Below are 23,857 nucleotides of genomic sequence, written 5' to 3'. Positions count from 1 at the left end.
GCCTACAGCAGCGAGGCCCGCGGACCGTCCGGCTGCTCCATCCGCCGCTCCAGCACGGACCGGGCGATACCGGAACCCTCGTCCTCGGTGAGCCGGCGGAAGCCGTCCTCGGTGATCACCGTGACGATCGGATAGATCCGGCGGGCGACATCGGGACCACCGGTTGCCGAGTCGTCGTCTGCCGCGTCGTACAGCGCCTGCACCACCAGCGTGGTGGCCTCGGCCTCGGTCAGATCGCTCCGGAAGAGCTTCTTCATCGCACCGCGCGCGAAGACCGACCCGGAACCGGTCGCGGCGTACCCCTGCTCCTCCGAACGCCCGCCCGTGACGTCGTAGGAGAAGATGCGCCCCTTCTCACGGTCCACGTCGTACCCGGCGAACAGCGGAACGACGGCCAGCCCCTGCATCGCCATGCCCAGATTCGAGCGGATCATCGTCGACAGCCGGTTCGCCTTGCCCTCCAGCGACAGCTGCGCGCCCTCGACCTTCTCGAAGTGCTCCAGCTCCAGCTGGAACAGCTTCACCATCTCCACGGCCAGCCCGGCCGTACCGGCGATCCCCACCGCCGAGTACTCGTCCGCCGGGAACACCTTCTCGATGTCCCGCTGCGCGATGACGTTCCCCATGGTGGCCCGCCGGTCACCGGCGAGCACGACCCCGCCGGGGAAGGACACCGCCACGATCGTCGTCCCGTGCGGCGCCTCGATCACGCCCTTCACGGGCGGCAACGTCCTCTTGCCCGGCAGCAGTTCCGGCTGCTGCTCGGAGAGGAAATCCATGAAGGAAGAAGAGCCCGGCGTCAGGAAGGCAGCCGGTAGACGCCCGGTGCTACGAGTGTTGGCTTCCACGCGATTCCTTCCACGTATGCGGCAGCCCGCCTTATGGCATCGGGCCGATCCTTGAACTGCCCCAGCGCCGCGTTGCGGCTGGAGCACAGTACGCCACGGACCCTACCCGTCTCGTGGCAGTGATCCACGTGCTCAACCGGGGCGGCAGGGCATCTGCGACAGATGCCCTGCTGTTCCGCCACCAGCACGTCCAAGTCCTCCGGTGTCAGCCCGTACTTGCGCCTGGAGTAGCTGATCCGACTCCGTTCCGCCGACGGGACCGACACCTTCTCCCGGACCTTCCTCCCCTTGGCCTCCTGACGCTGCCGGCAGTGCTCAGCGGAGCATTCCCGGCAGTACGCCTGGAGACCGTCGGACATCGCCTTGCTACTCGCGGAGGCCGCACTCGGCAGCCGCTGTCTGCAGCGTGAACAGCGCTTCGCGTCCGACTCCTGGTTCACTTGGAGTTTCCCGACCCGACCTTCAAGTCGAAGGAACAATGGGCTTACTGCCCACCCTTCTGAACGAAGGACCTCACGAAATCCTCAGCGTTGGACTCGAGCACGTCGTCGATCTCGTCCAGGACGTCGTCCACGTCCTCGCTCAGCTTTTCCTGACGCTCCTGGAGATCCTCGGAAGCCTGCGTCTCCGCCGCCTGCTCCTCGACCTCCTCCGTGGACCGGGTGGCCTTCTGCTGTCCGCCGCCGGTGTCCTTGGTCGCCATCACCCTCACCCCGCTCGGTTCGCCCGACACAGTTGCTCGGTCAAGATCAGACCCTACTCGCCGGGTCCGACAATGCCCCCGCAGTTGCTCCAACGTACGGGGACCATCTCGATGATTCCCGGACCGGGCGATTTCCACCCTGTCCGGCCGGCCTTCCCGGGTACCCCGGTGCCTGCTCAGTTCCCTGACAAGACCCTGACCAGGTCTTCCGCCGTGCGGCAGCGGTCCAGGAGCTCCTTGACGTGATTACGCGTTCCGCGAAGCGGTTCCAGGGTTGGGACCCGCTGGAGCGAGTCCCGGCCGGGAAGATCGAAGATCACCGAGTCCCAGGAGGCCGCCGCGACGTCGTCCGCGTACTGCTCCAGGCACCGTCCGCGGAAGTACGCCCGGGTGTCCTCAGGAGGCGCCGTACGGGCCCGCTCGACGTCTCCCTCCTCCAGCAGCCGCTTCATCCGCCCACGGGCCACCAGACGGTTGTAGAGACCCTTCTCGGCACGGACGTCGGCGTACTGGAGGTCCACCAGGTGCAGCCGGGGGGCGTCCCAGTCAAGCCCGTCCCGGCGCCGGTAGCCCTCCATGAGCTCCCGCTTGGCGACCCAGTCCAGCTCGCCGGCCAGGCTCATCGGGTCGCTCTCCAGTCGCGTGAGCGTGTCCTCCCAGCGCACGAGCACATCCCTGGTCTGCTCGTCCGCGTCGGCCCCGAACCGCTCCTCCACGTACTTGCGGGCCAGCTCGAAGTACTCCATCTGGAGCTGCACCGCGGTGAGCGTCCGCCCGCTGCGCAGGGTGACGAGCCGTTTCAGGGACGGGTCGTGCGACACCTGGTGCAGCGTCCGTACCGGCTGGTCGACCGCGAGGTCCACCGCGATGAACCCGTCCTCGATCATGGACAGCACCAGTGCCGTCGTGCCCAGCTTCAGATACGTCGAGATCTCCGACAGGTTGGCGTCGCCGATGATCACATGCAGCCGCCGGTACTTCTCCGCGTCCGCGTGCGGTTCGTCACGCGTGTTGATGATGGGCCGCTTCAGCGTCGTCTCCAGGCCCACCTCGACCTCGAAGTAGTCCGCGCGCTGACTGAGCTGGAAGCCGTGCTCGTGGCCGTCCTGGCCGATGCCCACGCGGCCGGCGCCGGTGAAGACCTGGCGGGAGACGAAGAACGGCGTCAGGTGGCGCACGATGTCCGAGAAGGGGGTCTCCCGCTTCATCAGGTAGTTCTCGTGCGTCCCGTAGGAGGCGCCCTTGTTGTCGGTGTTGTTCTTGTAGAGGTGGATCGGCTGGGCGCCGGGCAGCTGCGCGGCCCGGTCCGCGGCCTCGGCCATGATGCGTTCGCCGGCCTTGTCCCAGAGCACGGCGTCGCGCGGATTGGTGACCTCGGGGGAGCTGTACTCGGGGTGGGCGTGGTCGACGTAGAGCCGCGCGCCGTTGGTCAGGATGACGTTGGCCAGGCCGATGTCCTCGTCGGTGAGCTGGCTGGCGTCGGCGGTCTCCCTGGCGAGGTCGAAGCCTCGCGCGTCCCGCAGCGGGTTCTCCTCCTCGAAGTCCCAGCGGGCCCGGCGGGCCCGGTGCATCGCCGCCGCGTAGGCGTTCACGATCTGGGACGAGGTGAGCATGGCATTGGCGTTGGGGTGGCCGGGCACGGAGATCCCGTACTCCGTCTCGATGCCCATTACTCGCCGTACAGTCATGCGGCCCTCCTTGCCCGGCGGCGTCCCCGGTCGGGGGCGCTGCTGTACCGCTGGCGCTCCGGTGCGTGTGCGGTGCCCGTCCCCGCACAGCGCGACTCGGCGGTACGGACGAGCCTAGAACGCCTTCGCCCTGGTGGGGAGATCATTTGCGTCATTGCTGTGCTCCAGCCGTGGCGCCGGAAAACAGTCGGCTGCGGGTACCCGCTGAGGGGCACCCGCAGCCGCCCTGGCTTTTACAGGTACTGACCGGTATTGGCCACTGTGTCGATGGAGCGTCCGGTGTCCGCTCCCTGCTTTCCGGTGATGAGCGTACGGATGTACACGATCCGCTCGCCCTTCTTTCCGGAAATGCGGGCCCAGTCGTCCGGGTTGGTGGTGTTGGGCAGGTCCTCGTTCTCCTTGAACTCGTCCACGCAGGCCTGGAGGAGGTGAGAGACGCGCAGGCCCTTCTGGGTCTTCTCCAGGAAGTCCTTGATCGCCATCTTCTTGGCGCGGCCCACGATGTTCTCGATCATGGCGCCGGAATTGAAGTCCTTGAAGTACAGGACTTCCTTGTCGCCATTGGCGTAGGTGACTTCCAGGAAGCGGTTCTCCTCGGATTCGGCGTACATCTGTTCCACCGCGGTCTGGATCATGCTCTGGACCGTCATGGACCTGTCGCCGCCGTGCTCGGTGAGGTCGTCACCGTGCAGCGGGAGGCGTTCGGTGAGGTACTTGCCGAAGATGTCCTTGGCCGCCTCGGCGTCCGGACGCTCGATCTTGATCTTGACGTCCAGCCGGCCGGGCCGCAGGATGGCGGGGTCGATCATGTCCTCACGGTTGGAGGCACCGATCACGACCACGTTCTGCAGGCCTTCCACGCCGTCGATCTCGGCGAGCAGCTGCGGGACGATGGTGTTCTCCACGTCCGAGCTGACACCGGAGCCACGGGTACGGAAGAGGGACTCCATCTCGTCGAAGAAGACGATGACGGGGGTGCCCTCGCTGGCCTTCTCCCGGGCCCGCTGGAAGACCAGGCGGATCTGCCGCTCGGTCTCACCGACGTACTTGTTCAGCAGCTCGGGGCCCTTGATGTTGAGGAAGAAGCTCTTGCCGGCGGCCACGCCGGTGACCTCCGCGACCTTCTTGGCCAGCGAGTTCGCGACGGCCTTGGCGATGAGCGTCTTGCCGCATCCGGGGGGTCCGTACAGCAGCACGCCCTTGGGCGGCCGCAGCTCATGCTCCTTGAACAGGTCCGGGTAGAGGTACGGCAGCTCGACCGCGTCGCGGATGGCCTCGATCTGGCCGCCGAGGCCGCCGATCTGCTCGTAACCGATGTCGGGTACTTCCTCGAGGACCAGCTCCTCGACCTCGCTCTTGGGCACGACCTCGTAGACGTAGCCCGAGCGGGGCTCCATGAGCAGGGCGTCGCCGGGGCGGATGGTGACGTCCAGCAGCGGCTCGGCGAGCCGCACCACCCGTTCCTCGTCGGTGTGCCCGACCACCAGGGCGCGCTCTCCGTCCTCCAGGATCTCCTTGAGGGTGACGATGTCGCCGACGCGCTCGTACTTCATGGCCTCGACCACGTTGAGCGCTTCGTTGAGCATCACTTCCTGGCCGCGCCTGAGCTCCCCGAGCTCGACGCTCGGGCTCACGTTCACCCGCAGCTTCCGGCCGCCGGTGAAGATGTCGGCCGTGCCGTCCTCGTTCGCCGTGAGGAACACGCCGAAGCCGGCCGGGGGCTGTGCGAGCCGGTCGACCTCCTCCTTGAGGGCCACGATCTGGTCGCGGGCCTCACGGAGCGTGCCCGCCAGTCGTTCGTTCTGGGCGGACACGCCGGCCAGATTGGTCTGCAGCTCGACGATCCGCTCTTCGAGAATTCTCGTGTGTCGCGGAGAGTCGGCGAGCTTACGTCGCAGGACGGCGATCTCCTGCTCAAGGTAGGCGATCTGCCCGGCCGGGTCCTCGGACCCGCGACCCGGGCGGATGCCGCGGTTCATGTCGTCGTCGTGGGCTGCCACGGTCCTCACCTCCTCCAAGGGGAGCTGGACGCTTCCAGACCCTACCTGGGCGGGTGTCGATTGAAACCCCTAGATCACAAAGACGGTCGGGGTGTGTCCGATCTTCACCCTTGCGCTCTCCCTCACGCCAGGGGAATACCCATCGAAGATGATTGGAACCCAGGCGAAGGTAGGGTCGAAGTGTTCAACACCCGTCAGAGCTGGCCGGATTCCCGTTCGGTTCGACGCAGGAAACGGCAGGAGAGATGAGCGTGCAGCAGGAGGCGGAAGTCGTCGGCGAGGCCCTGGAGGTCTGGATCGACCAGGATCTGTGTACCGGCGACGGCATCTGCGTCCAGTACGCGCCCGAGGTGTTCGAGCTGGACATCGACGGTCTGGCCTATGTGAAGAGCCCACAGGACGAGTTGCTGCAGGCCAAGGGGGCCACAACGCCCGTACCACTGCCGCTTCTCACCGATGTGATCGACTCCGCGAAGGAGTGTCCGGGCGAGTGCATCCATGTCCGCCGGGTTTCGGACAGCGCCGAGGTGTACGGGCCGGACGCCGGGTGACCGGCACGGCACCGTGCGGCACGGCCGGTTGACCGGTCACACCCCGGTGTGCGCGCCGTTCCGCACGCCCGCGCGTGGGCCTGCGGGTCACACGCTCCTGGCGTCGGAGGGGGTGGACCGCACGAACGCGCCGTTCTCCCACCCCCATTTCACGCTCTCGCGCACGTCGGGACAGCAATTGGGCACATCGGCGGACGAGTAGCCGAACAGGGTGGCGTGGACTTCGCCGTCGCGAACGGCGAAGTCGTCGACGTTGGTGCGGTCCTCGGGGTCGGCGAGAGTGGCCACCACGCGTGGTTCGCTGCTGCCGGCGGCCCGGGTGACGACGTAGACGCCGTCGGGCGGGGTGCCCATCGGGGAGTCGCAGTGCACCACCGCCACGGTCTCAGGCAGCCCGTCGCCGTCGAGGTCGCCGGACGCCTTCTCCTTCACGACCACCTTCACCGGACCGCACTCGAGGGGGAACTCGACGTCCGCCGAGTCGGGCGTGGAGAGGGGCGCCGGAGCGCTCTTCGTCTGCGGTCCGGGCGGCGGGGCCGCCTTCGCGGGGCCGGGGCCCAGTACCGAGGAGAGGGCCACGACACCGGCGAGGGCCGTGGCGGTGGCCACCCAGTGGATCGGACGTGCGTGGGTGTGGGCGAGCTCCGGGACGGCGGAAGGCTGCACTAGGAGTGTCTCCCGTGAGGGCTGTGCCGGTGGGATGGCCAGCATCGTGCCACACGTCACAGTCCGGAGGGAACGGCGGGGTGTGCGGTTTCGGTGCAGGGGACGGCGGGGCGGGCGGCTCCGGTGGGGGGCCGGGTGGTTCCGCGCCGGCCGGTCGCCGTGTCAACGCGATGGGCGCCGTGCCGCAGTTCCGGGCGATTGCGGGGAACTGCGGCACGGCGCCCATGGGTTGCCGGGCCGGCGGGCGGGTCAGCGGGCGGTGCCGCCGTCGGCGTTGGGCCCGGCGTAGTCCTCGCCGTAGGCACCCTTGGCGGGGCGGCGGCGGCGCATGGGCGGCTCGACGCCGTCGGCGAGGCGGCGGGCGGTGAGCAGGAAGCCGGTGTGGCCGATCATCCGGTGGTCCGGGCGGACGGCGAGGCCCTCGATGTGCCAGTTGCGGATCATCGACTCCCAGGAGGTCGGCTCGTTGAAGCAGCCGATCTCGCGGATGGACTCCACGGTCCGGGCGAGCTGGGTGGTGGTGGCGACGTAGCAGCACAGGATGCCGCCGGGCACGAGCGCCTTGGAGACGGCGTCCAGGCACTCCCAGGGGGCGAGCATGTCGAGGATGACGCGGTCGACGTCGGGGTCGGACAGGTTGTCCTGGAGGTCGCCCACGGTCAGCTGCCAGGCGGGGTGCGGGCCGCCGAAGTACCGCTCGACGTTCTGCCGGGCGATGTCGGCGAAGTCCTCGCGGCGCTCGTAGGAGTGCAGCATGCCCTGGTCGCCGATGGCGCGCAGCAGGAAGCTGCTGAGTGAGCCGGAGCCCACGCCCGCCTCCACGACGCGCGCGCCGGGGAAGATGTCGGCGAAGGCGAGGATCTGGCCCGCGTCCTTCGGGTAGACGACGGCGGCCCCGCGGGGCATGGACAGGACATAGTCGGGGAGCAGGGGGCGCAGCGCGAGGTAGGCGACGTTCCCGGTGGTGCGGACGACGCTGCCCTCGGGAGCACCGATCAGTTCGTCGTGGGGGAAGGAACCCTTGTGGGTGTGGAAATTCTTCCCGGCCTCGAGCGTGAACGTGTAGTGGCGGCCCTTGGGGTCGGTCAGCTGAACCTGGTCCCCGACCTTGAAGGGCCCGCGCCTGCGGGCGGCACCGGTCGGTTCGGACATGTGAGCAGCTTACCGGTTCCGCGGGACCGGTCCGGACCGGCTGCGGGCGGTGGGCCGCGGGTACCGGGTGCGGTTCCGCCGCGGCCGGGTGCGCGGCTCACGCGGCCGGGTGCGCGGCTCAGCTGGGCCGGGCCATCGCCTTGACGAAGGCGCGTTCCACGTCCGCCGCGGACAGGACGCCGTAGATCTCGCCCGTGTCCTCGACCACGAGGTACTCGGTGGCCGGTGAGGCGCGCAGGGCGTCCAGCAGGTCCTCCCCGGCGAGCTCGGCGGAGACGCGCATGCCGTCGGTGAGGTCCTGGGCGAGTCCGCTGACCGCGACCCAGGGCCGGCGGTGTTCCGGTACGCCGACGATGGCGGCCTCGCGGACCAGGGAGAGGGGCGTGCCGTCGGGGTCGACGACCACCAGGGCGCGGGCGCCGGAGGCGTTGGCGCGGCGCAGGGCCTCGGAGAGGGGTGTGTCGGTCTCGACCGGCACCGCGCGGCGGGTGAGGTTGCGGGCGCGCAGCTCGGGGAGGTGTTCGCGCAGACGGGCCATGCGCAGGCTGTTGCCGGCGCCGGTCCAGATGATCGCGGCGAGGATGGCGGCGAGCAGGGCGTCCAGGACGGTGTCCATGCCGACGTTGTCCACGGCGTCGGAGCCGAGGACTCCCGACTGGGTCAGCAGCGGCAGGCCGATCAGTACGGCGACGGCGAGGGCGCGGCCGACCCAGGCGGCGGCGACGGTACCGGTCATCGGCTTGCCGCTGATCGCCCAGACGACGGCGCGGAGCATACGGCCGCCGTCGAGCGGGAGACCGGGCAGCAGGTTGAAGACGGCGACGATGAGGTTGGAGATCATCAGACCGGCCAGCAGGACGCCCGGGACGCTGCTGGGGTCGACGGCCAGGAGGGCGAGGTAGAAGATGCCCGACAGCACCAGCGAGAGCAGCGGACCGACGAACGCCAGTACGAATTCCCGGCCGGGCGTCTCGGCCTCCTTCTCGATCTCCGAGACGCCGCCGAAGAACTGCAGCTGGATCCGGCGCACCGGCAGCTTGAAGCGGAGCGCGGCGAGGGTGTGGGCGAGCTCGTGGACCAGGACGGAGGCGTAGAAGGCGACCGCGAAGAACAGGGAGACCAGATAGCTGACGGCACCGAGCTCGGGCAGCACGCGGTCGATCTGCCCGCCGAACACCCAGGTGATGAGGATGGCGACGAGGAACCAGCTGGGCGCCACGTACACGGGGACGCCGAACGGCCGCCCCATGAGCAGCCCGCCGCGCCGCCGCTCCTCGGGCCGCTGCGGCCGGTTCCCCTTGCCGCCGCCGTGGGCGAACGGCCGGTCGGCATGCTGCGGCCCGGGAACGCCGTGAGGGCCGTCGTCCTCCGGCCCACCGGGCCGGGTCACCGGCGCACCGGACGCGGGCCCCTCGTGGCGCCCCTCTCCGGACACCGGACGCTCCTCGTCCCCCCGGGGCACGGGAGCCCGCCGGCCGGGGACACCGGCCCCCGCGCCCTCACCTGCGGCACCGGTTCCGGCGGGCCCGTGAGGGCCGGTGCCGGCGGCCGGGCGGGCCGCTTCCGGGGGCGGGGGCTCGTGGTGCGTTGCGGGGGCGGGAGAGGGTTGCGCCGGGGTGCCGGTTCCCGTGTCCTTGCGGTCGTGACGGCCCGGCTCCGGCGCCGGGGCGCCGCCGGCGGACGCGGCAGAGGGTGACGGGGTGTCTCGGGGACGCGTGCCGGCGGGGGGCTCCGGGTGTTCACCGGACGCGTGGACGGCTTCGCCGGCGGCCGGGACCCCGGATCCCGCGTGCTCGGCCGACTCGTCGTTGCCGGGCCGCGGCTGCCCGCGCCCGCCGCTTACATCCACCGGTGTCCCCTCGTTCGCTGCTGTCCCGCGCCTGCCGGACGGGAGGTCTCACGTCGATGGTATGCGGCGATCGCCGCTCGTTCCCCCCGGCACCCTTGTCTCTTCCCCTCCTTCCCCTTCTTTCCCTTCTTCCCCCTCCTCTCCCTTCGCTCACGCCGCGTTGTCGGTGGCGGGCCGTAAGGTCTGTGGGCATGGAGACGAGCACCGAGGGCGCGACGCGGCCCGACAGCGGACCGGTCACGGCAGAGGCGGCGGCGGACCCGGTCGTGGTGACCGGGGCCCGCGCCACGGCGCCCGCCTCACTGTCCCCCTCGCGCGCGAGTGACTTCATGCAGTGCCCGCTGCTGTACCGCTTCCGGGTGATCGACCGGCTGCCGGAGAAGCCGAGCGAGGCGGCGACCCGGGGCACGCTGGTGCACGCGGTGCTGGAGCGCCTTTTCGACGCTCCTGCGGCCGAGCGCACCGTGCCGCGGGCGAAGGCGCTGGTCCCGGGCCAGTGGGACCGGCTGCGCGAGTCCCGTCCGGAGGTCGTGGAGCTGTTCGCCGACGATCCGGAGGGCGAGCGGCTCGCGCGCTGGCTGGCCCAGGCCGAGACGCTGGTGGAGCGCTGGTTCGGGCTGGAGGATCCGAGCAGGCTGGAGCCCGCCGAGCGGGAGCTGTCCGTCGAGGCGGAGCTGGACTCCGGGCTGCGGCTGCGCGGGATCATCGACCGGGTGGACGTGGCGCCCACCGGCGAGGTGCGGATCGTCGACTACAAGACCGGCAAGGCCCCGCGCCCGGAGTACGCGGAGGGGGCGTTGTTCCAGATGAAGTTCTACGCGCTGGTGGTGTGGCGGCTGAAGCGGGTGATCCCGCGCCGGCTCCAGCTCGTGTATCTGGGCAGCGGTGACGTGGTGACCTACGACCCGGTCCCGGCCGATCTGGAGCGGGTAGAGCGCAAGCTGCTCGCGCTGTGGGAGGCGATCCGGCTGGCGACCGAGACGGGCGACTGGCGGCCGCGTCCGACGAAGCTGTGCGGCTGGTGCGACCACCAGGCGCACTGCCCGGAGTTCGGCGGCACTCCCCCTCCGTATCCGCTCCCGGTGAGGGCGGCTGAGTCCGGCGGGGAGCACCAGGGCAGAATGGGACCGGACTAGCGAAGGAGACTTACGTGGCCATCCGCGTCCTACTGGTCGACGACCAGCCGCTGCTGCGCACCGGGTTCCGGATGATTCTGGAGGCCGAGCAGGATCTCGCGGTCGTCGGCGAGGCCGGAGACGGCCTTCAGGCCCTGGACCAGGTGCGGGCGCTGCAGCCCGATGTGGTCCTGATGGACATCCGCATGCCGCGGATGGACGGGGTGGAGGCGACCCGGCAGATCACCGGGCCGGAACGGAACGGGCCGGCGAAGGTGCTGGTGCTGACAACGTTCGATCTCGACGAGTACGTGGTGGAGGCGCTGAAGGCGGGGGCCAGCGGCTTCCTGCTCAAGGACGCCCCCGCCAATGAACTGGTGCAGGCGATCCGCGTGGTGGCCGCCGGGGAGGCGATGCTCGCGCCGAGCATCACGCGCCGGCTGCTGGACAAGTACGCCACTCACCTGCCGTCCGGTGACGAACCGGTACCGGACACCCTGCACACGCTGACCGACCGTGAGGTCGAGGTGCTGAAGCTGGTGGCCCGCGGGCTGTCCAACGCGGAGATCGCCGCCGATCTGTTCGTCAGTGAGACCACCGTCAAGACCCACGTCGGGCATGTGCTGAACAAGCTGGGCCTGCGTGACCGGGTGCAGGCGGCGGTGTACGCCTACGAGAGCGGCCTGGTGCGCCCCGGCGCACAGTAGCGCCCTCGTCGTAGGGCCGCGGGTGTCGGACCTGGCGCGGTTCCCAGGAGACGACCGTCCTCGCGTCGGGGGTGGTGACGTCTTGGGGGGGGACATGACGTCGAGGTCGCTGGTCTTCCGCATGCGGTCGAAGGCGAACCTCACGTCCTTCGCGGTGAGCGGCTCACCGTCGGCGGACTCCGGCCCGTCCCGCGCGCGGGGTGCGGGTGCGGGTGCGGGTGCCGGTGTCCGGGAGGCAGCCTCGGCGGCGTCCGGCTGCGGCTCGGCTCCCCGGGGAAGCCGAGCGCGGCTGGAAGACGTCGTCGGACAACAGCCGGGAGCCGGGGTCGCAGCCCGAGGCCGGGTCGGTGGCGAGGACGTCGCCGGACATCCCCACCACGACGCCGGAGCCGCCCGCTCCACCGCCACCGTTCCCGGTGCCACAGCCGCTCGGCAGACGGCCGGGGGCCGACCCCGCCACGATCGGCGGGACCGGCCCCTGGCCGCACGGATTCACGTGCTGCGCCTCGTCTCGTTCCGTTGCCCCGGCCCGCCACCTGTCGGAGCCGGTACGGATCGTCAGTCGCTGACGCCGCGGCCGAGCTCCCAGAGCTGGAGCGTGGAGGACGAGTTGAGCGCGTACGCGGTACCGGTGATGTCGTCACGCGTGGCGACGTACTGCTTGCCCTGCCACAGGGGCAGCACGGGAACGTCCAGGGCGACGATGTCCTGGATCTCCGTGAGACTGTCGGAGGCGGACAGCCGGTCGGCCTGGCGGCGCGACTCCGGGATCAGCTTCTTGATGATCTCGTTGTTCGCGTACGGCGAGTTGAGGAAGTTGTCCTTGTCGAGGAACGGCGCCGTGAAGGCGTCGGCGTCCGGGTAGTCGGGGAACCAGCCCATGCCGTAGACGTCGTACTTGCCGTCCTGAGCGGCCTTCTTGTACTTGTCCCAGGTCTCGTTCTTGATGTCGGTCTCGAACAGGCCGCTGTCGTTGAGCTGCTTGCTCAGCTGCTCGAACTCGCCCTTGGTGGCGGGACCGTAGTGGTCGTGCGTGTAGTGCAGGGTCAGCCGCACCGGGGTGCTGATGCCGGCGTCCTCCATCAGCTCACGGGCCTTGGCCACGCTCGGGTCGCCGTACTTGTTGAAGAACGCGTTCGAGTGGCCGGTGACGCCTGCGGGGACGAGCGAGAACAGCGGCTGGGCCTGGGAGCCGTAGACCTTGCCGACCAGTTCGCTGCGGTTGATGACCTGGGCCATCGCCTGGCGGACGGCCTTGTCCTCCACGGACTCGGCCTCGGTGTTGAAGGCCAGGTAGCGGATCTCCAGGCCGGGCGACTCGACGACCTCGATCTCCCCGTCGGTGGCGGTGCTGAGCTTCTGGATCTGCTCCGGCGACATGCTGCGGTTCATCAGGTGGATCTCACCCTTCTCCAGCGCCTCGCCCATGGCGTCCGAGTCGTCGAAGGAGACCATCTCGACCTTGTCGTTGTTCACCTCCAGCGCACCCTTGTAGTGGGGGTTCTTGATGAAGGTGGCCCGGACCATCACGCCGTCCTCGACCGTGCTGTCGAGGGTGTACGGACCGGAGCTGTCGACCTCGAAGCCCTCGCGCAGCTTGTTCTTCTCGTAGGCGTCCGGGTTGACGATGCCCGAGACCGGGGTGGACAGCTTGTACGGGAAGGTGGCGTCGGCGCTGTTGAGGTGGAAGATCACCTCGCGGTCGCCCTGCGTCTCGACGGTGTCGATGGTGGACAGCAGCGCGAAGACGCCACTGTCGCCCTTGATGGCGAGGGCCCGGTCGATGGAGAACTTCACGTCCTGCGCGGTGATCTCGTCGCCGTTCGCGAACTTGAGGCCGTCACGCAGGGTGCAGCTGTAGCGCTCGTTGCCGGCGTCGGTGAATCCGCACGACTCGGCGGCCTCGGGCACCGGCTCACCGTCGCCCCTGGGCTGGACCATCAGGGTCTGGACGGTCTGCCGCAGGATGTTCCAGGTACCGACGTCGTAGGCCCAGGCCGGGTCGAGGGGCGCGGGGCCCTCTTCCTTGGATGCGGTGAACCGGTCCGTGGTGCCCACGACGATCGCATCACCGTCGCCGCTCCCGCCGTCGGTGTCGCCGCAGGCGGCGAGCACCGGCGCGAGCAGGCCCATCGCGGCCGCCAGCACCAAAGTCTTACGGTTCATGCTCGAGTTTCTCCAGGACTGTCGACTCCGTGTATCCGGCATGCGGGTTGTTGCAGCGGATCACAGGGATGGGGGCGAGGTTCTCGCGACGACATTAGTCCGCACCCGCAGGACGGTTCGCGGCAGCCGGAGTTGGCGGCTCATCACGCAGTGAAACCGGGTGTGAACGCATCGGCGAAGGTACCCGGGGAAGGATTAGTGCACCTTCCCATCAATCGGGACACAAAGGCGCACCCGTGACGTCCGAAATCGGACGGACGGCACACCCGGACATCGTTGTCGACCTTCTTCCATGTGGTGAACCTCACATGTGAAAAAAGCCGATCCGGGCGGGAAGTCGGCCATCGGCCACCGGAACGATTCCTTTCGGGCAACATCCCGTCACCGGGAACCGAGAGCCACGAATTCCGCTTTCCGCGGCCACCGTACGCTAAGTGAACACCTAGCGCATTTGGGTCATCAGACCGTGCAGGAATGTCAGGTTCACGACTTCCAGCGAGGGGACGACCGTACGCCGGTCGGCCGGTGGGATCGGTCCCACCGAGGGCACCGCCACGACCTGGCAGCCCGCCGCCTCGCCGGCGGTCACCCCGGTCACGGTGTCCTCCACGACGGCGCACCGCACGGGATCCACACCGAGTCCGGCGGCCGCCGCGAGGTACGGGTCGGGGTGCGGCTTGGTGCGCGGCACCTCGTCACCCGCGACCGAGAGCGCGAAATGCCGCGGGCCCAGCGTGGTCAGCACCCGGTCGATGATGCGCCGGTGGGAGGCGGAGACGAGCGCCGTCGGAATCTCGTACTCCGACAGCTCGGCGAGCAGCCGCGCTGCGCCCGGCATCAGCGGCAGGTCGCGGTCGATACGGTCCTCGAAGCCGTCGTTGAGCAGCACCGTCAGTTCGGCGAGACCGATGTCGGCACCGGTCGCCTCGATGAGGAACCCGGCGCTGCGGGTCATCGGGCCGCCGACCACCACATGGCGCCAGGCGTCGTCGAGGGTGTGGCCGAGGGAGGCGAAGACGTCCTTCTCGACGTCCCACCAGAAGCCCTCGGTGTCCACCAGGGTGCCGTCCATGTCGAGGAGCACGGCCTGGAGGGCCGAGCCTCCGGAGTGAAGAGTTCCGAGCGCGGGGACCGTACTGGTCATCCACATACCTCCTTGAGGGACGATCAGGCCGGTTCCCACGAGGGGAACCGGCCTGCGGTGGACCGACAAGTGTACGTCGTGCGGGACCGGAACGCCTGATGTGACGCGTGCGACGGTCCACGGGCGCCCGCGCGGGCGCCTCAGCGCGCGTTGAAGTACTTGGCCTCCGGGTGGTGGATCACGATGGCGTCCGTGGACTGCTCGGGGTGCAGCTGGAACTCCTCGGAGAGCTCGACGCCGATGCGCTCCGGCTCCACCAGAGCGGCGATCTTCGCACGGTCCTCCAGGTCCGGACAGGCGCCGTAGCCGAGGGAGAACCGGGCGCCCCGGTACTTCAGGGCGAACATGTCCTCCATCGCGGCCGGGTCCTCCCCCGCGAATCCCAGTTCGGAACGGACCCGCGCGTGCCAGTACTCGGCGAGGGCCTCGGCCAGCTGCACCGACAGCCCGTGCAGCTCCAGGTAGTCGCGGTAGGCGTTGGCCTCGAACATCCGCGCGGTCTCCGCGCCGATGCGGGAGCCGACCGTGACCACCTGGAAGCCCACGACGTCGGTCTCGCCGGACTCCTCCGGGCGGAAGAAGTCCGCCAGGCAGAGCCGGCGGCCGCGGCGCTGGCGGGGGAAGGTGAAGCGGGTGCGCTCGTTGCCCTGCTCGTCCAGGACGATCAGGTCGTCGTCCTTGGAGACGCACGGGAAGTAGCCGTAGACCACGGCCGCCTCCAGCAGGTTGTCCGTCTGGAGCCGGTCCAGGAGCCCGCGCAGTCTCGGCCGTCCCTCGGTCTCGACGAGCTCCTCGTACGTCGGTCCCGCGCCGGTACGGGCCTGCTTCAGGCCCCACTGCCCCTTGAACAGGGCGCCCTCGTCGAGCCAGCTCGCGTACTCCTTGAGCTGGATGCCCTTGATCACCCGGGTGCCCCGGAACGGCGGGTCGGGGACCGGGTTGTCGGTGGCCACGTCCGAGCGGACGTGCCCCTCCTCGGGGCGCTCCTCGATCTCCACGGTGGCCGCGCGGACCCGGCGCTGCCTCAGTTCGGGCAGCTGGGCACCGGGAACACCGCGCTTGATGCCGATGAGCGCGTCCATCAGCCGCAGGCCCTCGAAGGCGTCGCGGGCGTACCGGACCTCACCGCGGTAGATCTCGTGGAGGTCCTGTTCGACGTAGGCGCGGGTCAGCGCGGCACCGCCGAGGATGACGGGGTAGTCGGCCGCGAGTCCGCGCTGGTTGAGCTCCTCGAGGTTCTCCTTCATGATCACGGTGGACTTGACCAGCAGGCCGGACATGCCGATGACGTCCGCCTTGTGCTGGTCGGCGGCGTCCAGGATCGCGGAGACGGGCTGCTTGATGCCCAGGTTGACCACGGTGTAGCCGTTGTTCGACAGGATGATGTCGACGAGGTTCTTGCCGATGTCGTGCACATCGCCGCGGACGGTGGCCAGCACGATGGTGCCCTTGCCGGCCTCGTCGGTCTTCTCCATGTGCGGCTCCAGATGCGCCACCGCGGTCTTCATCACCTCGGCGGACTGGAGCACGAACGGCAGCTGCATCTGGCCGGAGCCGAAGAGCTCACCCACCACCTTCATGCCGTCCAGCAGCGTGTCGTTGACGATCTTCAGGGCCGGACGCTCGGTGAGCGCTTGGTCCAGATCGGCCTCCAGACCGTTGCGCTCCCCGTCGATGATGCGGCGCTTGAGGCGCTCCTCCAGCGGCAGCGAGGCCAGCTCCTCGGCCTTGCCCGCCTTCAGCGACTTGGCGGTGGCGCCCTCGAACAACTGCATGAGCTTCTGCAGCGGGTCGTAACCCTCACGGCGGCGGTCGTGGATGAGGTCCAGGGCCGTGGTGACCTCTTCCTCGCTGAACCGCGCGATCGGCAGGATCTTCGAGGCGTGCACGATCGCGGAGTCCAGGCCGGCCTTGACGCACTCGTCCAGGAAGACGGAGTTCAGCAGGATCCGGGCGGCCGGGTTGAGACCGAAGGAGATGTTCGACAGGCCGAGGGTCGTCTGCACCTCGGGGTGACGCTCCTTGAGCCGGCGGATGCCCTCGATGGTCGCCAGACCGTCTCCCCTCGACTCCTCCTGACCGGTGCAGATGGTGAACGTCAGGCAGTCGATGAGGATGTCCGCCTCGTGGATGCCCCAGTTCCCGGTCAGGTCGTCGATCAGCCGCTCGGCGATCTCCACCTTCTTCTCCGCCGTACGGGCCTGTCCCACCTCGTCGATGGTCAGCGCGATCAGCGCGGCCCCGTGCTCCCTGGCCAGTTCGGTGACCCGGGCGAAGCGCGATTCCGGCCCGGCGCCGTCCTCGTAGTTCACCGAGTTGATCACCGCGCGGCCGCCCAGCTTCTCCAGCCCCGCCCGGATGACGTCCACCTCGGTGGAGTCCAGCACGATCGGCAGGGTGGAAGCGGTCGCGAACCGCCCCGCCAGCTCCTCCATGTCGGCCACGCCGTCCCGCCCGACGTAGTCGACACACAGGTCGAGCATGTGCGCACCCTCGCGGATCTGCTCGCGGGCCAGCTCCACGCAGTCGTCCCAGCGGCCCTCCAGCATCGCCTCCCGGAACTTCTTCGACCCGTTGGCGTTCGTCCGCTCGCCGATCGCCAGGTACGCGGTGTCCTGACGGAAGGGGACGGTCTGGTAGAGCGAGGCGGCGCCCGGCTCCGGGCGCGGGTCGCGCTCCCGCGGTGCCAGATCGCTCACCCGCTCGACGAGCTGTCGCAGGTGCTCGGGCGTCGTACCGCAGCAGCCGCCCACCAGGGACAGACCGTAGTCCTGTACGAAGTTCTCCTGGGCGTCCGCCAGCTCTGCCGGGGAGAGCGGGTAGCGCGCACCGTCCTTGGTCAGCTCGGGCAGACCCGCGTTCGGCATGCAGGACAGTCTCACGCGCGAGTGCCGGGCCAGATAGCGCAGATGCTCGCTCATCTCGGCCGGACCGGTCGCACAGTTCAGGCCGATCATGTCGATGCCGAGCGGCTCCAGCGCGGTGAGCGCGGCGCCGATCTCGGAGCCGAGCAGCATGGTGCCCGTCGTCTCCACCGTGACCGACACGATCAGCGGGACCTCGAATCCGGCGATCTCCATCGCACGCCGGGCGGCCACGACGGAGGCCTTGGTCTGCAGCAGATCCTGGGTCGTCTCCACCAGCAGCGCGTCCGCGCCGCCCGCGAGCAGCCCTTCGGCGTTCTGCTGGTAGGCGTCGCGGATGGCGGCGAAGGTGGTGTGGCCGAGGGTGGGCAGCTTGGTGCCCGGTCCCATCGAGCCCAGGACCCAGCGGGGCCGGCCGTCCCGGGCGGCGAACTCGTCCGCCGACTCGCGGGCGATCCGGGCACCCGCCTCGGACAGTTCGGTGACCCGTTCGGCGATGTCGTACTCGCCCAGGGCGCTGAGATTGGCGCCGAAGGTGTTGGTCTCGACGCAGTCCACTCCCGCGGCGAAGTACTCGGAATGGACCGAACGGACGATGTCCGGACGGGTCACGTTCAGGATCTCGTTGCATCCCTCGAGGTCCTGGAAGTCCTCGAGGGTGGGGTCCTGGGCCTGGAGCATGGTGCCCATCGCTCCGTCGGCGACCACCACGCGGGTGGCGAGTGCCTCTCGGAGAGCGGACACGCGGGTCCGGCTGTCGGCGGAAGGGGTCAGCGGCGACGAGGCCATGAAAGGGGCTCCCTCAGGTGCGACGGCTGTCGGCTTTGCGGCTGTCCGGGAAGCTTCTGTTCGCGCTTTCCGGCAGGGCGCACGCCGTCAGGGTATCCGGGAGCGCGCCCTGATGTTCAGGACGTCCAGAGGGCGGACGATGATGGCCGGGACACGGTGCACGGAACAGGAGTTGCGGAACCGATGCCCGCCGACCGTTGGCGGGGAGCCGACATGGACCGGTAGTGTTCGGCATTGCCGAACGGCGGCGCCGACGTCGCGGACGGTGATCGAAGGGGACGGAGGCAGTACGGCGATGGCACGGAACATCCAGTCGCTCGAACGGGCGGCGGCGATGCTGCGGCTGCTCGCGGGCGGCGAGCGGCGGCTCGGCCTGTCGGACATCGCCTCGTCGCTGGGCCTCGCCAAGGGCACCGCCCACGGCATCCTGCGCACCCTCCAGCACGAGGGCTTCGTGGAACAGGACGACGCCTCCGGCCGCTACCAGCTGGGCGCCGAGCTGCTGCGCCTGGGCACCACCTATCTCGATGTGCACGAGCTGCGGGCGCGCGCCCTGGTGTGGACGGACGACCTGGCCCGTTCCAGCGGCGAGAGCGTCTACCTGGGGGTGCTGCACCAGCAGGGCGTGCTGATCGTGCACCACGTCTTCCGGCCCGACGACAGCCGGCAGGTCCTGGAGATCGGCGTCATGCAGCCGCTGCACTCGACGGCCCTGGGCAAGGTCCTGTCGGCCTACGACCCGGTGGCCCACAGCGAGGCCCTGGAGGCGGACCGCAAGGCCTTCACCGACCGCACCGTGTGCGATCTCGACTCCTTCGAGCACCTCCTCGACCTCACCCGCGCCCGCGGGTACGCGGCGGACGTGGAGGAGACCTGGGAAGGCGTCGCCTCCCTCGCCGCCCCCATCCACGACCGGCGCCGCATGCCGGTGGGCGCGGTCGGCATCGCGGGGGCGGTGGAGCGGCTGCGCCGGGACGGCGAGCTGCGGCCCGAGCTGATCGCCGCGGTACGGGACTGCGCCCGCGCGGTGTCGCGGGATCTGGGCGCCGGGCGGTTCTGACCGGCACGCCGACGACGACCGGGCTGCCCCGCGGCATCCCGGGTACCGGCATGTCCCGGGGACGCCGTACCGATCGCCGGGTCCCGGAAACACCACGAAGATCCACAACCCGGGCGGTCAGTAACGATCGCGCTACCGGCAACCAAACCCTTGACGCATCCCGGACGCCGGACAAGACTCCCGTCCATCGGTCGGCATTGTCGAACACTAACCGGCAATACGCGTTAGAGTGTGACAACGCCAAGGGCCGGCATCGCTCTCACCCCTGAGGGCGCCAATCCCCGGAGGGACCCGGGGGTCGGCTCCCTGGACGAAGGACAAAGGAGTCGCGGGTGTCCAGCTCCGACATCTTCATCGGCGAGACCATCGGTACCGCCATACTCATCCTGCTCGGCGGCGGCGTGGTCGCCGCCGTGACGCTCAAGGCCTCCAAGGCCCGTAACGCCGGCTGGCTCGCCATCGCCTTCGGGTGGGGCTTCGCCGTCATGACGGCGGTGTACATAGCGGGGCCCCTCTCCGGGGCCCACCTCAACCCGGCCGTGACCCTGGCACTCGCCATCAAGGACGGCGGCTGGAGCGACGTTCCGGTCTACTTCGCCGGAGAACTCCTCGGCGCGATGATCGGCGCCACGCTCGTCTGGATCGCCTACTACGGCCAGTTCCAGGCCCACCTCACCGACCGGGAGATCGTCGGCGGTCCGGACACGCAGGCCCCCGCCGCCAAGTCGGTCGAGGCGCGGGAGAAGGGCGCGGGCCCCGTGCTCGGCATCTTCTCCACCGGCCCGGAGATCAAGCACTCGGTGCAGAACCTCGCCACCGAGATCATCGGCACCTTCGTACTGCTGCTCGCCATCCTCACCCAGGGCCTGAACGACGCGGGCAACGGCCTCGGTGTGCTGGGCGGCCTGATCACGGCGCTCGTGGTCGCCTCGATCGGCCTCTCGCTGGGCGGCCCGACCGGTTACGCGATCAACCCGGCCCGTGACCTCGGTCCGCGCATCGTGCACGCGCTGCTGCCGCTGCCCAACAAGGGCGGCTCCGACTGGTCCTACTCCTGGATCCCGGTGGTCGGCCCGCTGATCGGCGGTGCCCTCGCGGCCGGTATCTACAACCTCGCCTTCGCATAGGTGACCGAATCGCCGCGAAGCGCGAATCTTGTAGTAGCGCCGTACACCCAGCCCCGTAACCAAGGAACCCCCAGGAGCACACAGTGACCGACGCCCACACCGCCGGCATCGCCTCCCACGGCCACGGGCCGTTCATCGCCGCCATCGACCAGGGCACCACCTCGTCGCGCTGCATCGTCTTCGACCGCGACGGACGCATCGTCTCCGTCGACCAGAAGGAGCACGAGCAGATCTTCCCCAAGCCGGGCTGGGTCGAGCACGACGCCACCGAGATCTGGACCAACGTCCAGGAGGTCGTCGCCGGAGCCATCGAGAAGGCCGGCATCACCCGCGACGACATCAAGGCCATCGGCATCACCAACCAGCGCGAGACCACCGTGCTGTGGGACCGGAACACCGGTGAGCCCGTCCACAACGCCATCGTCTGGCAGGACACCCGCACCGACGCCCTCTGCCGCGAGCTCGGCCGCAACGTCGGCCAGGACCGCTTCCGCCGCGAGACCGGTCTGCCCCTCGCCTCCTACTTCGCCGGCCCCAAGGCCCGCTGGCTGCTCGACAACGTCGACGGCCTCAAGGAGCGCGCCCAGGCCGGTGACATCCTCTTCGGCACCATGGACTCCTGGGTCATCTGGAACCTGACCGGGGGTGTCGACGGCGGCCGCCACGTCACCGACGTCACCAACGCGTCCCGCACCATGCTGATGAACCTGCACACCATGCAGTGGGACGAGAAGATCGCCGAGTCCATCGGTGTCCCGCCGGCCATGCTGCCGGAGATCCGCTCCTCCGCCGAGGTCTACGGCGAGATCACCGGCGGCAGGCTGGGCGATCTGCTCGGCGGTATCCCGGTCGCCTCCGCACTCGGTGACCAGCAGGCGGCCCTGTTCGGCCAGACCTGCTTCGCCGAGGGCGAGACCAAGTCGACGTACGGCACCGGCACCTTCATGGTGATGAACACCGGTGACAAGATCATCAACTCCTACAGCGGTCTGCTCACCACGGTCGGCTACAAGATCGGCGACCAGGACACGGTCTACGCCCTGGAGGGCTCGATCGCCGTCACCGGTTCGCTGGTGCAGTGGATGCGCGACCAGATGGGCCTGATCTCCACCGCCGCCGAGATCGAGACCCTCGCGCTCTCCGTCGAGGACAACGGCGGCGCCTACTTCGTACCGGCCTTCTCCGGACTGTTCGCCCCGTACTGGCGCTCCGACGCCCGCGGTGTGATCGCCGGACTGACCCGGTACGTCACCAAGGCGCACCTGGCGCGTGCCGTGCTGGAGGCCACCGCCTGGCAGACGCGGGAGATCGCGGACGCCATGACCAAGGACTCCGGTGTGGAACTCACCGCGCTCAAGGTCGACGGCGGCATGACCTCCAACAACCTGCTGATGCAGACGCTCGCCGACTTCGTGGACGCCCCCGTGGTGCGTCCGATGGTCGCCGAGACCACCTGCCTCGGCGCCGCCTACGCCGCCGGCCTCGCCGTCGGCTTCTGGAACAACACCGACGACCTGCGCGCCAACTGGCGGCGGGCCGCCGAGTGGACCCCCCGCATGGACGCGGACACCCGCGACCGTGAGTACAAGAGCTGGCTCAAGGCCGTCGAGCGGACCATGGGCTGGCTCGAGGACGAGGAGTAGAACCGCCATGACCACCCAAGCCACCCTGCAGTCCGTGCCTGCCCTGGGGACGCGCCCGGCGTCCGGCTCCAACCCGAGCCGCGCCGAGACCCGGGAGCAGCTCTCCAAGGCGTCGTACGACCTTCTCGTGATCGGCGGCGGCATCCTGGGCATCTCCACCGCCTGGCACGCCGCGCAGTCCGGCCTCAGGGTGGCTCTGGTGGACGCCGGCGACTTCGCCGGCGCCACCTCCTCCGCCTCCTCCAAGCTGCTCCACGGAGGCCTGCGCTACCTGCAGACCGGCGCGGTGAGGCTGGTGGCGGAGAACCACTTCGAGCGCCGTGCGGTCTCCCGCCAGGTGGCCCCCCACCTGGCGAACCCGCTCACGTTCTACCTCCCCGTGTACAAGGGCGGGCCGCACGGCGCGGCGAAGCTCGGGGCCGGCGTCTTCGCGTACTCGGCGCTGTCCGCCTTCGGCGACGGCGTCGGCCACCTGCTCTCCCCGGCCAAGGCCGCGCAGGACGTGCCGGAGCTGCGCACCGAGAACCTCAAGGCCGTGGCCGTGTACGGCGACGACCAGATGAACGACGCGCGCATGGCGCTGATGACGGTCCGCGCGGCGGCCGAGTCCGGCGCGGTCGTCCTCAACCACGCCGAGGTGACGGGCCTGCGGTTCACCCGGGGCCGGGTCACCGGCGCCGAGCTGCGCGACCGTCTCTCCGGCGACGAGTTCGGCGTCGACGCCCGGCTCGTACTGAACGCGACCGGCCCCTGGGTCGACCACCTGCGCCGTATGGAGGACGCCGATGCCGCACCGTCCATCCGGCTGTCGAAGGGCGCGCATCTGGTCCTGAAGCGGACCTCCCCGTGGAGGGCCGCGCTGGCCACGCCGATCGACAAGTACCGGATCACCTTCGCCCTCCCCTGGGAGGACATGCTGCTGCTCGGCACGACCGACGAGGAGTTCGAGGGCGACCCGGCGGATGTCGCGGTGACCGAGAAGGACACCGCGCAGATACTCGACGAGGCCGCGTTCTCCATCCGCGACCAGCAGCTCGACCGTGACCTGATCACCTACGCCTTCGCCGGGCTGCGGGTGCTGCCGGGCGGTCCCGGCGACACCGCCAAGGCCAAGCGGGAGACGGTCGTCACCGAGGGCCGGGGCGGCATGCTGTCCGTCGCGGGCGGCAAGTGGACCACGTTCCGCCACATCGGCCGCACGGTCATGCAGAAGCTGCAGGCACTGCCCGGCCATCCGCTGGGCGAGGACCTCGAGCCGATCTCCTCGCTGCCGAAGAAGCTTCCGCTGCCGGGTGTGGCCAACCCCCGCGCGGTGGCCCACCGGCTGCTGGTGGACGGTCCGGCGCCCGGCCCCCGCATGGCGGCGGACACCGCCAGGCACCTGGCCACCCACTACGGCTCGCTGGCCTTCGACATCGCCCGCCTGGCGAACGAGGACCCGGCGCTGGGCCGGCGCGTCCACCCGGACGCCCCGGAGATCTGGGCCCAGGTCGTCTGGGCCCGTGACCACGAGTGGGCCGAGACCGCGGACGACGTGCTGCGCCGCCGCACCACGCTGACGATCCGGGGCCTGGCCACGGACGAGGTCCGCGCGGACGTGCAGAACCTGCTCGACAAGAAGTGACCGCCGCTCCCCCGGCTCCCCCGCACCGGAGCCGGTAGCCGACGCGGGGCGGCTCGGCGCACTGCGCCGGAGCCGGCGGTGACGGGCGACGGGACGCTCCGTCCCGTCGGTCGGACGGACGCGGCGGCCAACCGTCCGTGCGGGGACCTGGTCACCGCCGA

Annotated in this window: 18 protein-coding genes; 7 read left to right on the top strand and 11 right to left on the bottom strand. The window is 69.8% G+C overall.

Annotated elements, in window-relative coordinates:
• Window positions 1-2: 2 nt before the first annotated feature.
• The 5 genes from prcB to arc all read right to left on the bottom strand — a co-directional run bounded on the left by prcB (window position 3) and on the right by arc (window position 5,239).
• Window positions 3-848, bottom strand: a complete 846-nt coding sequence (prcB, locus tag HTV45_RS13440) for a proteasome subunit beta (protein ID WP_215205968.1) — start codon at window positions 846-848, stop codon at window positions 3-5.
• Window positions 800-1,207, bottom strand: a complete 408-nt coding sequence (locus tag HTV45_RS13435; RefSeq protein WP_215205967.1) for an endonuclease VII domain-containing protein — start codon at window positions 1,205-1,207, stop codon at window positions 800-802. The genes prcB and HTV45_RS13435 overlap by 49 nt, the downstream gene beginning before the upstream one ends.
• A 125-nt stretch (window positions 1,208-1,332) precedes the next feature.
• Entirely contained in the window at window positions 1,333-1,551 is a 219-nt protein-coding gene (locus HTV45_RS13430; protein WP_215205966.1) for a ubiquitin-like protein Pup, read from the bottom strand.
• Between the two features lie 176 nt (window positions 1,552-1,727).
• A complete protein-coding gene (gene dop / locus HTV45_RS13425; RefSeq protein WP_368860830.1) occupies window positions 1,728-3,239 on the bottom strand; it encodes a depupylase/deamidase Dop in 1,512 nt (503 codons plus the stop codon).
• 233 nt (window positions 3,240-3,472) lie between these two features.
• Window positions 3,473-5,239: a proteasome ATPase gene (gene arc / locus HTV45_RS13420; RefSeq protein ID WP_215205965.1), complete on the bottom strand. Its 1,767-nt coding sequence runs from the start codon at window positions 5,237-5,239 to the stop codon at window positions 3,473-3,475.
• A 245-nt stretch (window positions 5,240-5,484) separates the two neighbouring features.
• Here arc and HTV45_RS13415 point away from each other — a divergent pair, with 245 nt between their 5' ends.
• On the top strand, window positions 5,485-5,790 hold the full coding sequence (locus tag HTV45_RS13415) for a ferredoxin (RefSeq protein WP_215205964.1): 306 nt from the start codon (window positions 5,485-5,487) through the stop codon (window positions 5,788-5,790).
• An 87-nt stretch (window positions 5,791-5,877) separates the two neighbouring features.
• Here HTV45_RS13415 and HTV45_RS13410 read toward each other — a convergent pair whose 3' ends face one another.
• From HTV45_RS13410 to HTV45_RS13400, 3 genes are all read right to left on the bottom strand, one after another.
• Window positions 5,878-6,456, bottom strand: coding sequence for a hypothetical protein (locus HTV45_RS13410; RefSeq protein WP_215205963.1), 579 nt, complete (start codon window positions 6,454-6,456; stop codon window positions 5,878-5,880).
• A gap of 249 nt (window positions 6,457-6,705) precedes the next feature.
• Window positions 6,706-7,608: a tRNA (adenine-N1)-methyltransferase gene (locus HTV45_RS13405; protein ID WP_103546381.1), complete on the bottom strand. Its 903-nt coding sequence runs from the start codon at window positions 7,606-7,608 to the stop codon at window positions 6,706-6,708.
• Between the two features lie 118 nt (window positions 7,609-7,726).
• Window positions 7,727-9,457: a site-2 protease family protein gene (locus tag HTV45_RS13400; protein ID WP_215205962.1), complete on the bottom strand. Its 1,731-nt coding sequence runs from the start codon at window positions 9,455-9,457 to the stop codon at window positions 7,727-7,729.
• A 191-nt stretch (window positions 9,458-9,648) separates the two neighbouring features.
• Between HTV45_RS13400 and HTV45_RS13395 the strand changes: the two genes are divergently transcribed.
• Window positions 9,649-10,593, top strand: a complete 945-nt coding sequence (locus HTV45_RS13395) for a RecB family exonuclease (protein ID WP_215205961.1) — start codon at window positions 9,649-9,651, stop codon at window positions 10,591-10,593.
• Between the two features lie 14 nt (window positions 10,594-10,607).
• Window positions 10,608-11,279 carry a response regulator transcription factor gene (locus HTV45_RS13390; protein ID WP_103542479.1) on the top strand — a complete coding sequence of 224 codons (672 nt, stop codon included), beginning with the start codon at window positions 10,608-10,610 and terminating at the stop codon, window positions 11,277-11,279.
• Window positions 11,280-11,837: 558 nt separating this feature from the next.
• Here the strand turns inward: HTV45_RS13390 and HTV45_RS13385 are convergent.
• From HTV45_RS13385 to metH, 3 genes are all read right to left on the bottom strand, one after another.
• Window positions 11,838-13,445 (bottom strand): ABC transporter substrate-binding protein, encoded by a 1,608-nt coding sequence (locus tag HTV45_RS13385; protein ID WP_215205960.1) that lies wholly within the window; start codon window positions 13,443-13,445, stop codon window positions 11,838-11,840.
• 442 nt (window positions 13,446-13,887) lie between these two features.
• The gene (locus tag HTV45_RS13380; RefSeq protein WP_215205959.1) at window positions 13,888-14,589 is read right to left on the bottom strand and encodes an HAD family phosphatase; all 702 of its coding nucleotides are present in this window, start codon (window positions 14,587-14,589) and stop codon (window positions 13,888-13,890) included.
• A 140-nt stretch (window positions 14,590-14,729) separates the two neighbouring features.
• On the bottom strand, window positions 14,730-18,242 hold the full coding sequence (metH, locus tag HTV45_RS13375) for a methionine synthase (RefSeq protein WP_215205958.1): 3,513 nt from the start codon (window positions 18,240-18,242) through the stop codon (window positions 14,730-14,732).
• Window positions 18,243-18,537: 295 nt separating this feature from the next.
• Between metH and HTV45_RS13370 the strand changes: the two genes are divergently transcribed.
• The 4 genes from HTV45_RS13370 to HTV45_RS13355 all read left to right on the top strand — a co-directional run bounded on the left by HTV45_RS13370 (window position 18,538) and on the right by HTV45_RS13355 (window position 23,696).
• Entirely contained in the window at window positions 18,538-19,302 is a 765-nt protein-coding gene (locus tag HTV45_RS13370; RefSeq protein WP_215205957.1) for an IclR family transcriptional regulator, read from the top strand.
• Window positions 19,303-19,634: 332 nt separating this feature from the next.
• The gene (locus HTV45_RS13365) at window positions 19,635-20,429 is read left to right on the top strand and encodes an MIP/aquaporin family protein (protein WP_215205956.1); all 795 of its coding nucleotides are present in this window, start codon (window positions 19,635-19,637) and stop codon (window positions 20,427-20,429) included.
• Window positions 20,430-20,512: 83 nt separating this feature from the next.
• The gene (glpK, locus tag HTV45_RS13360) at window positions 20,513-22,072 is read left to right on the top strand and encodes a glycerol kinase GlpK (RefSeq protein ID WP_215205955.1); all 1,560 of its coding nucleotides are present in this window, start codon (window positions 20,513-20,515) and stop codon (window positions 22,070-22,072) included.
• Between the two features lie 7 nt (window positions 22,073-22,079).
• The gene (locus tag HTV45_RS13355) at window positions 22,080-23,696 is read left to right on the top strand and encodes a glycerol-3-phosphate dehydrogenase/oxidase (protein WP_215205954.1); all 1,617 of its coding nucleotides are present in this window, start codon (window positions 22,080-22,082) and stop codon (window positions 23,694-23,696) included.
• The last annotated feature ends 161 nt before the right edge of the window (window positions 23,697-23,857 follow it).

The organism is Streptomyces sp. CHD11, assembly GCF_018638295.1.
Lineage (GTDB): Bacteria > Actinomycetota > Actinomycetes > Streptomycetales > Streptomycetaceae > Streptomyces.
The sequence above is the reverse complement of the archived record's forward strand: the minus strand, read 5'-3'. Positions and strand labels throughout refer to the sequence as shown.

Bases quoted from the DNA above. Each gene is read 5' to 3' on its own strand.
- HTV45_RS13405 (WP_103546381.1), bottom strand. From the start codon at position 7,608: ATGTCCGAACCGACCGGTGCCGCCCGCAGGCGCGGGCCCTTCAAGGTC.
- HTV45_RS13435 (WP_215205967.1), bottom strand. From the start codon at position 1,207: ATGTCCGACGGTCTCCAGGCGTACTGCCGGGAATGCTCCGCTGAGCAC.
- HTV45_RS13385 (WP_215205960.1), bottom strand. From the start codon at position 13,445: ATGAACCGTAAGACTTTGGTGCTGGCGGCCGCGATGGGCCTGCTCGCG.
- HTV45_RS13380 (WP_215205959.1), bottom strand. From the start codon at position 14,589: ATGACCAGTACGGTCCCCGCGCTCGGAACTCTTCACTCCGGAGGCTCG.
- HTV45_RS13395 (WP_215205961.1), top strand. From the start codon at position 9,649: ATGGAGACGAGCACCGAGGGCGCGACGCGGCCCGACAGCGGACCGGTC.
- HTV45_RS13415 (WP_215205964.1), top strand. From the start codon at position 5,485: ATGAGCGTGCAGCAGGAGGCGGAAGTCGTCGGCGAGGCCCTGGAGGTC.
- metH (WP_215205958.1), bottom strand. From the start codon at position 18,242: ATGGCCTCGTCGCCGCTGACCCCTTCCGCCGACAGCCGGACCCGCGTG.
- dop (WP_368860830.1), bottom strand. From the start codon at position 3,239: ATGACTGTACGGCGAGTAATGGGCATCGAGACGGAGTACGGGATCTCC.
- HTV45_RS13370 (WP_215205957.1), top strand. From the start codon at position 18,538: ATGGCACGGAACATCCAGTCGCTCGAACGGGCGGCGGCGATGCTGCGG.
- HTV45_RS13430 (WP_215205966.1), bottom strand. From the start codon at position 1,551: ATGGCGACCAAGGACACCGGCGGCGGACAGCAGAAGGCCACCCGGTCC.
- HTV45_RS13355 (WP_215205954.1), top strand. From the start codon at position 22,080: ATGACCACCCAAGCCACCCTGCAGTCCGTGCCTGCCCTGGGGACGCGC.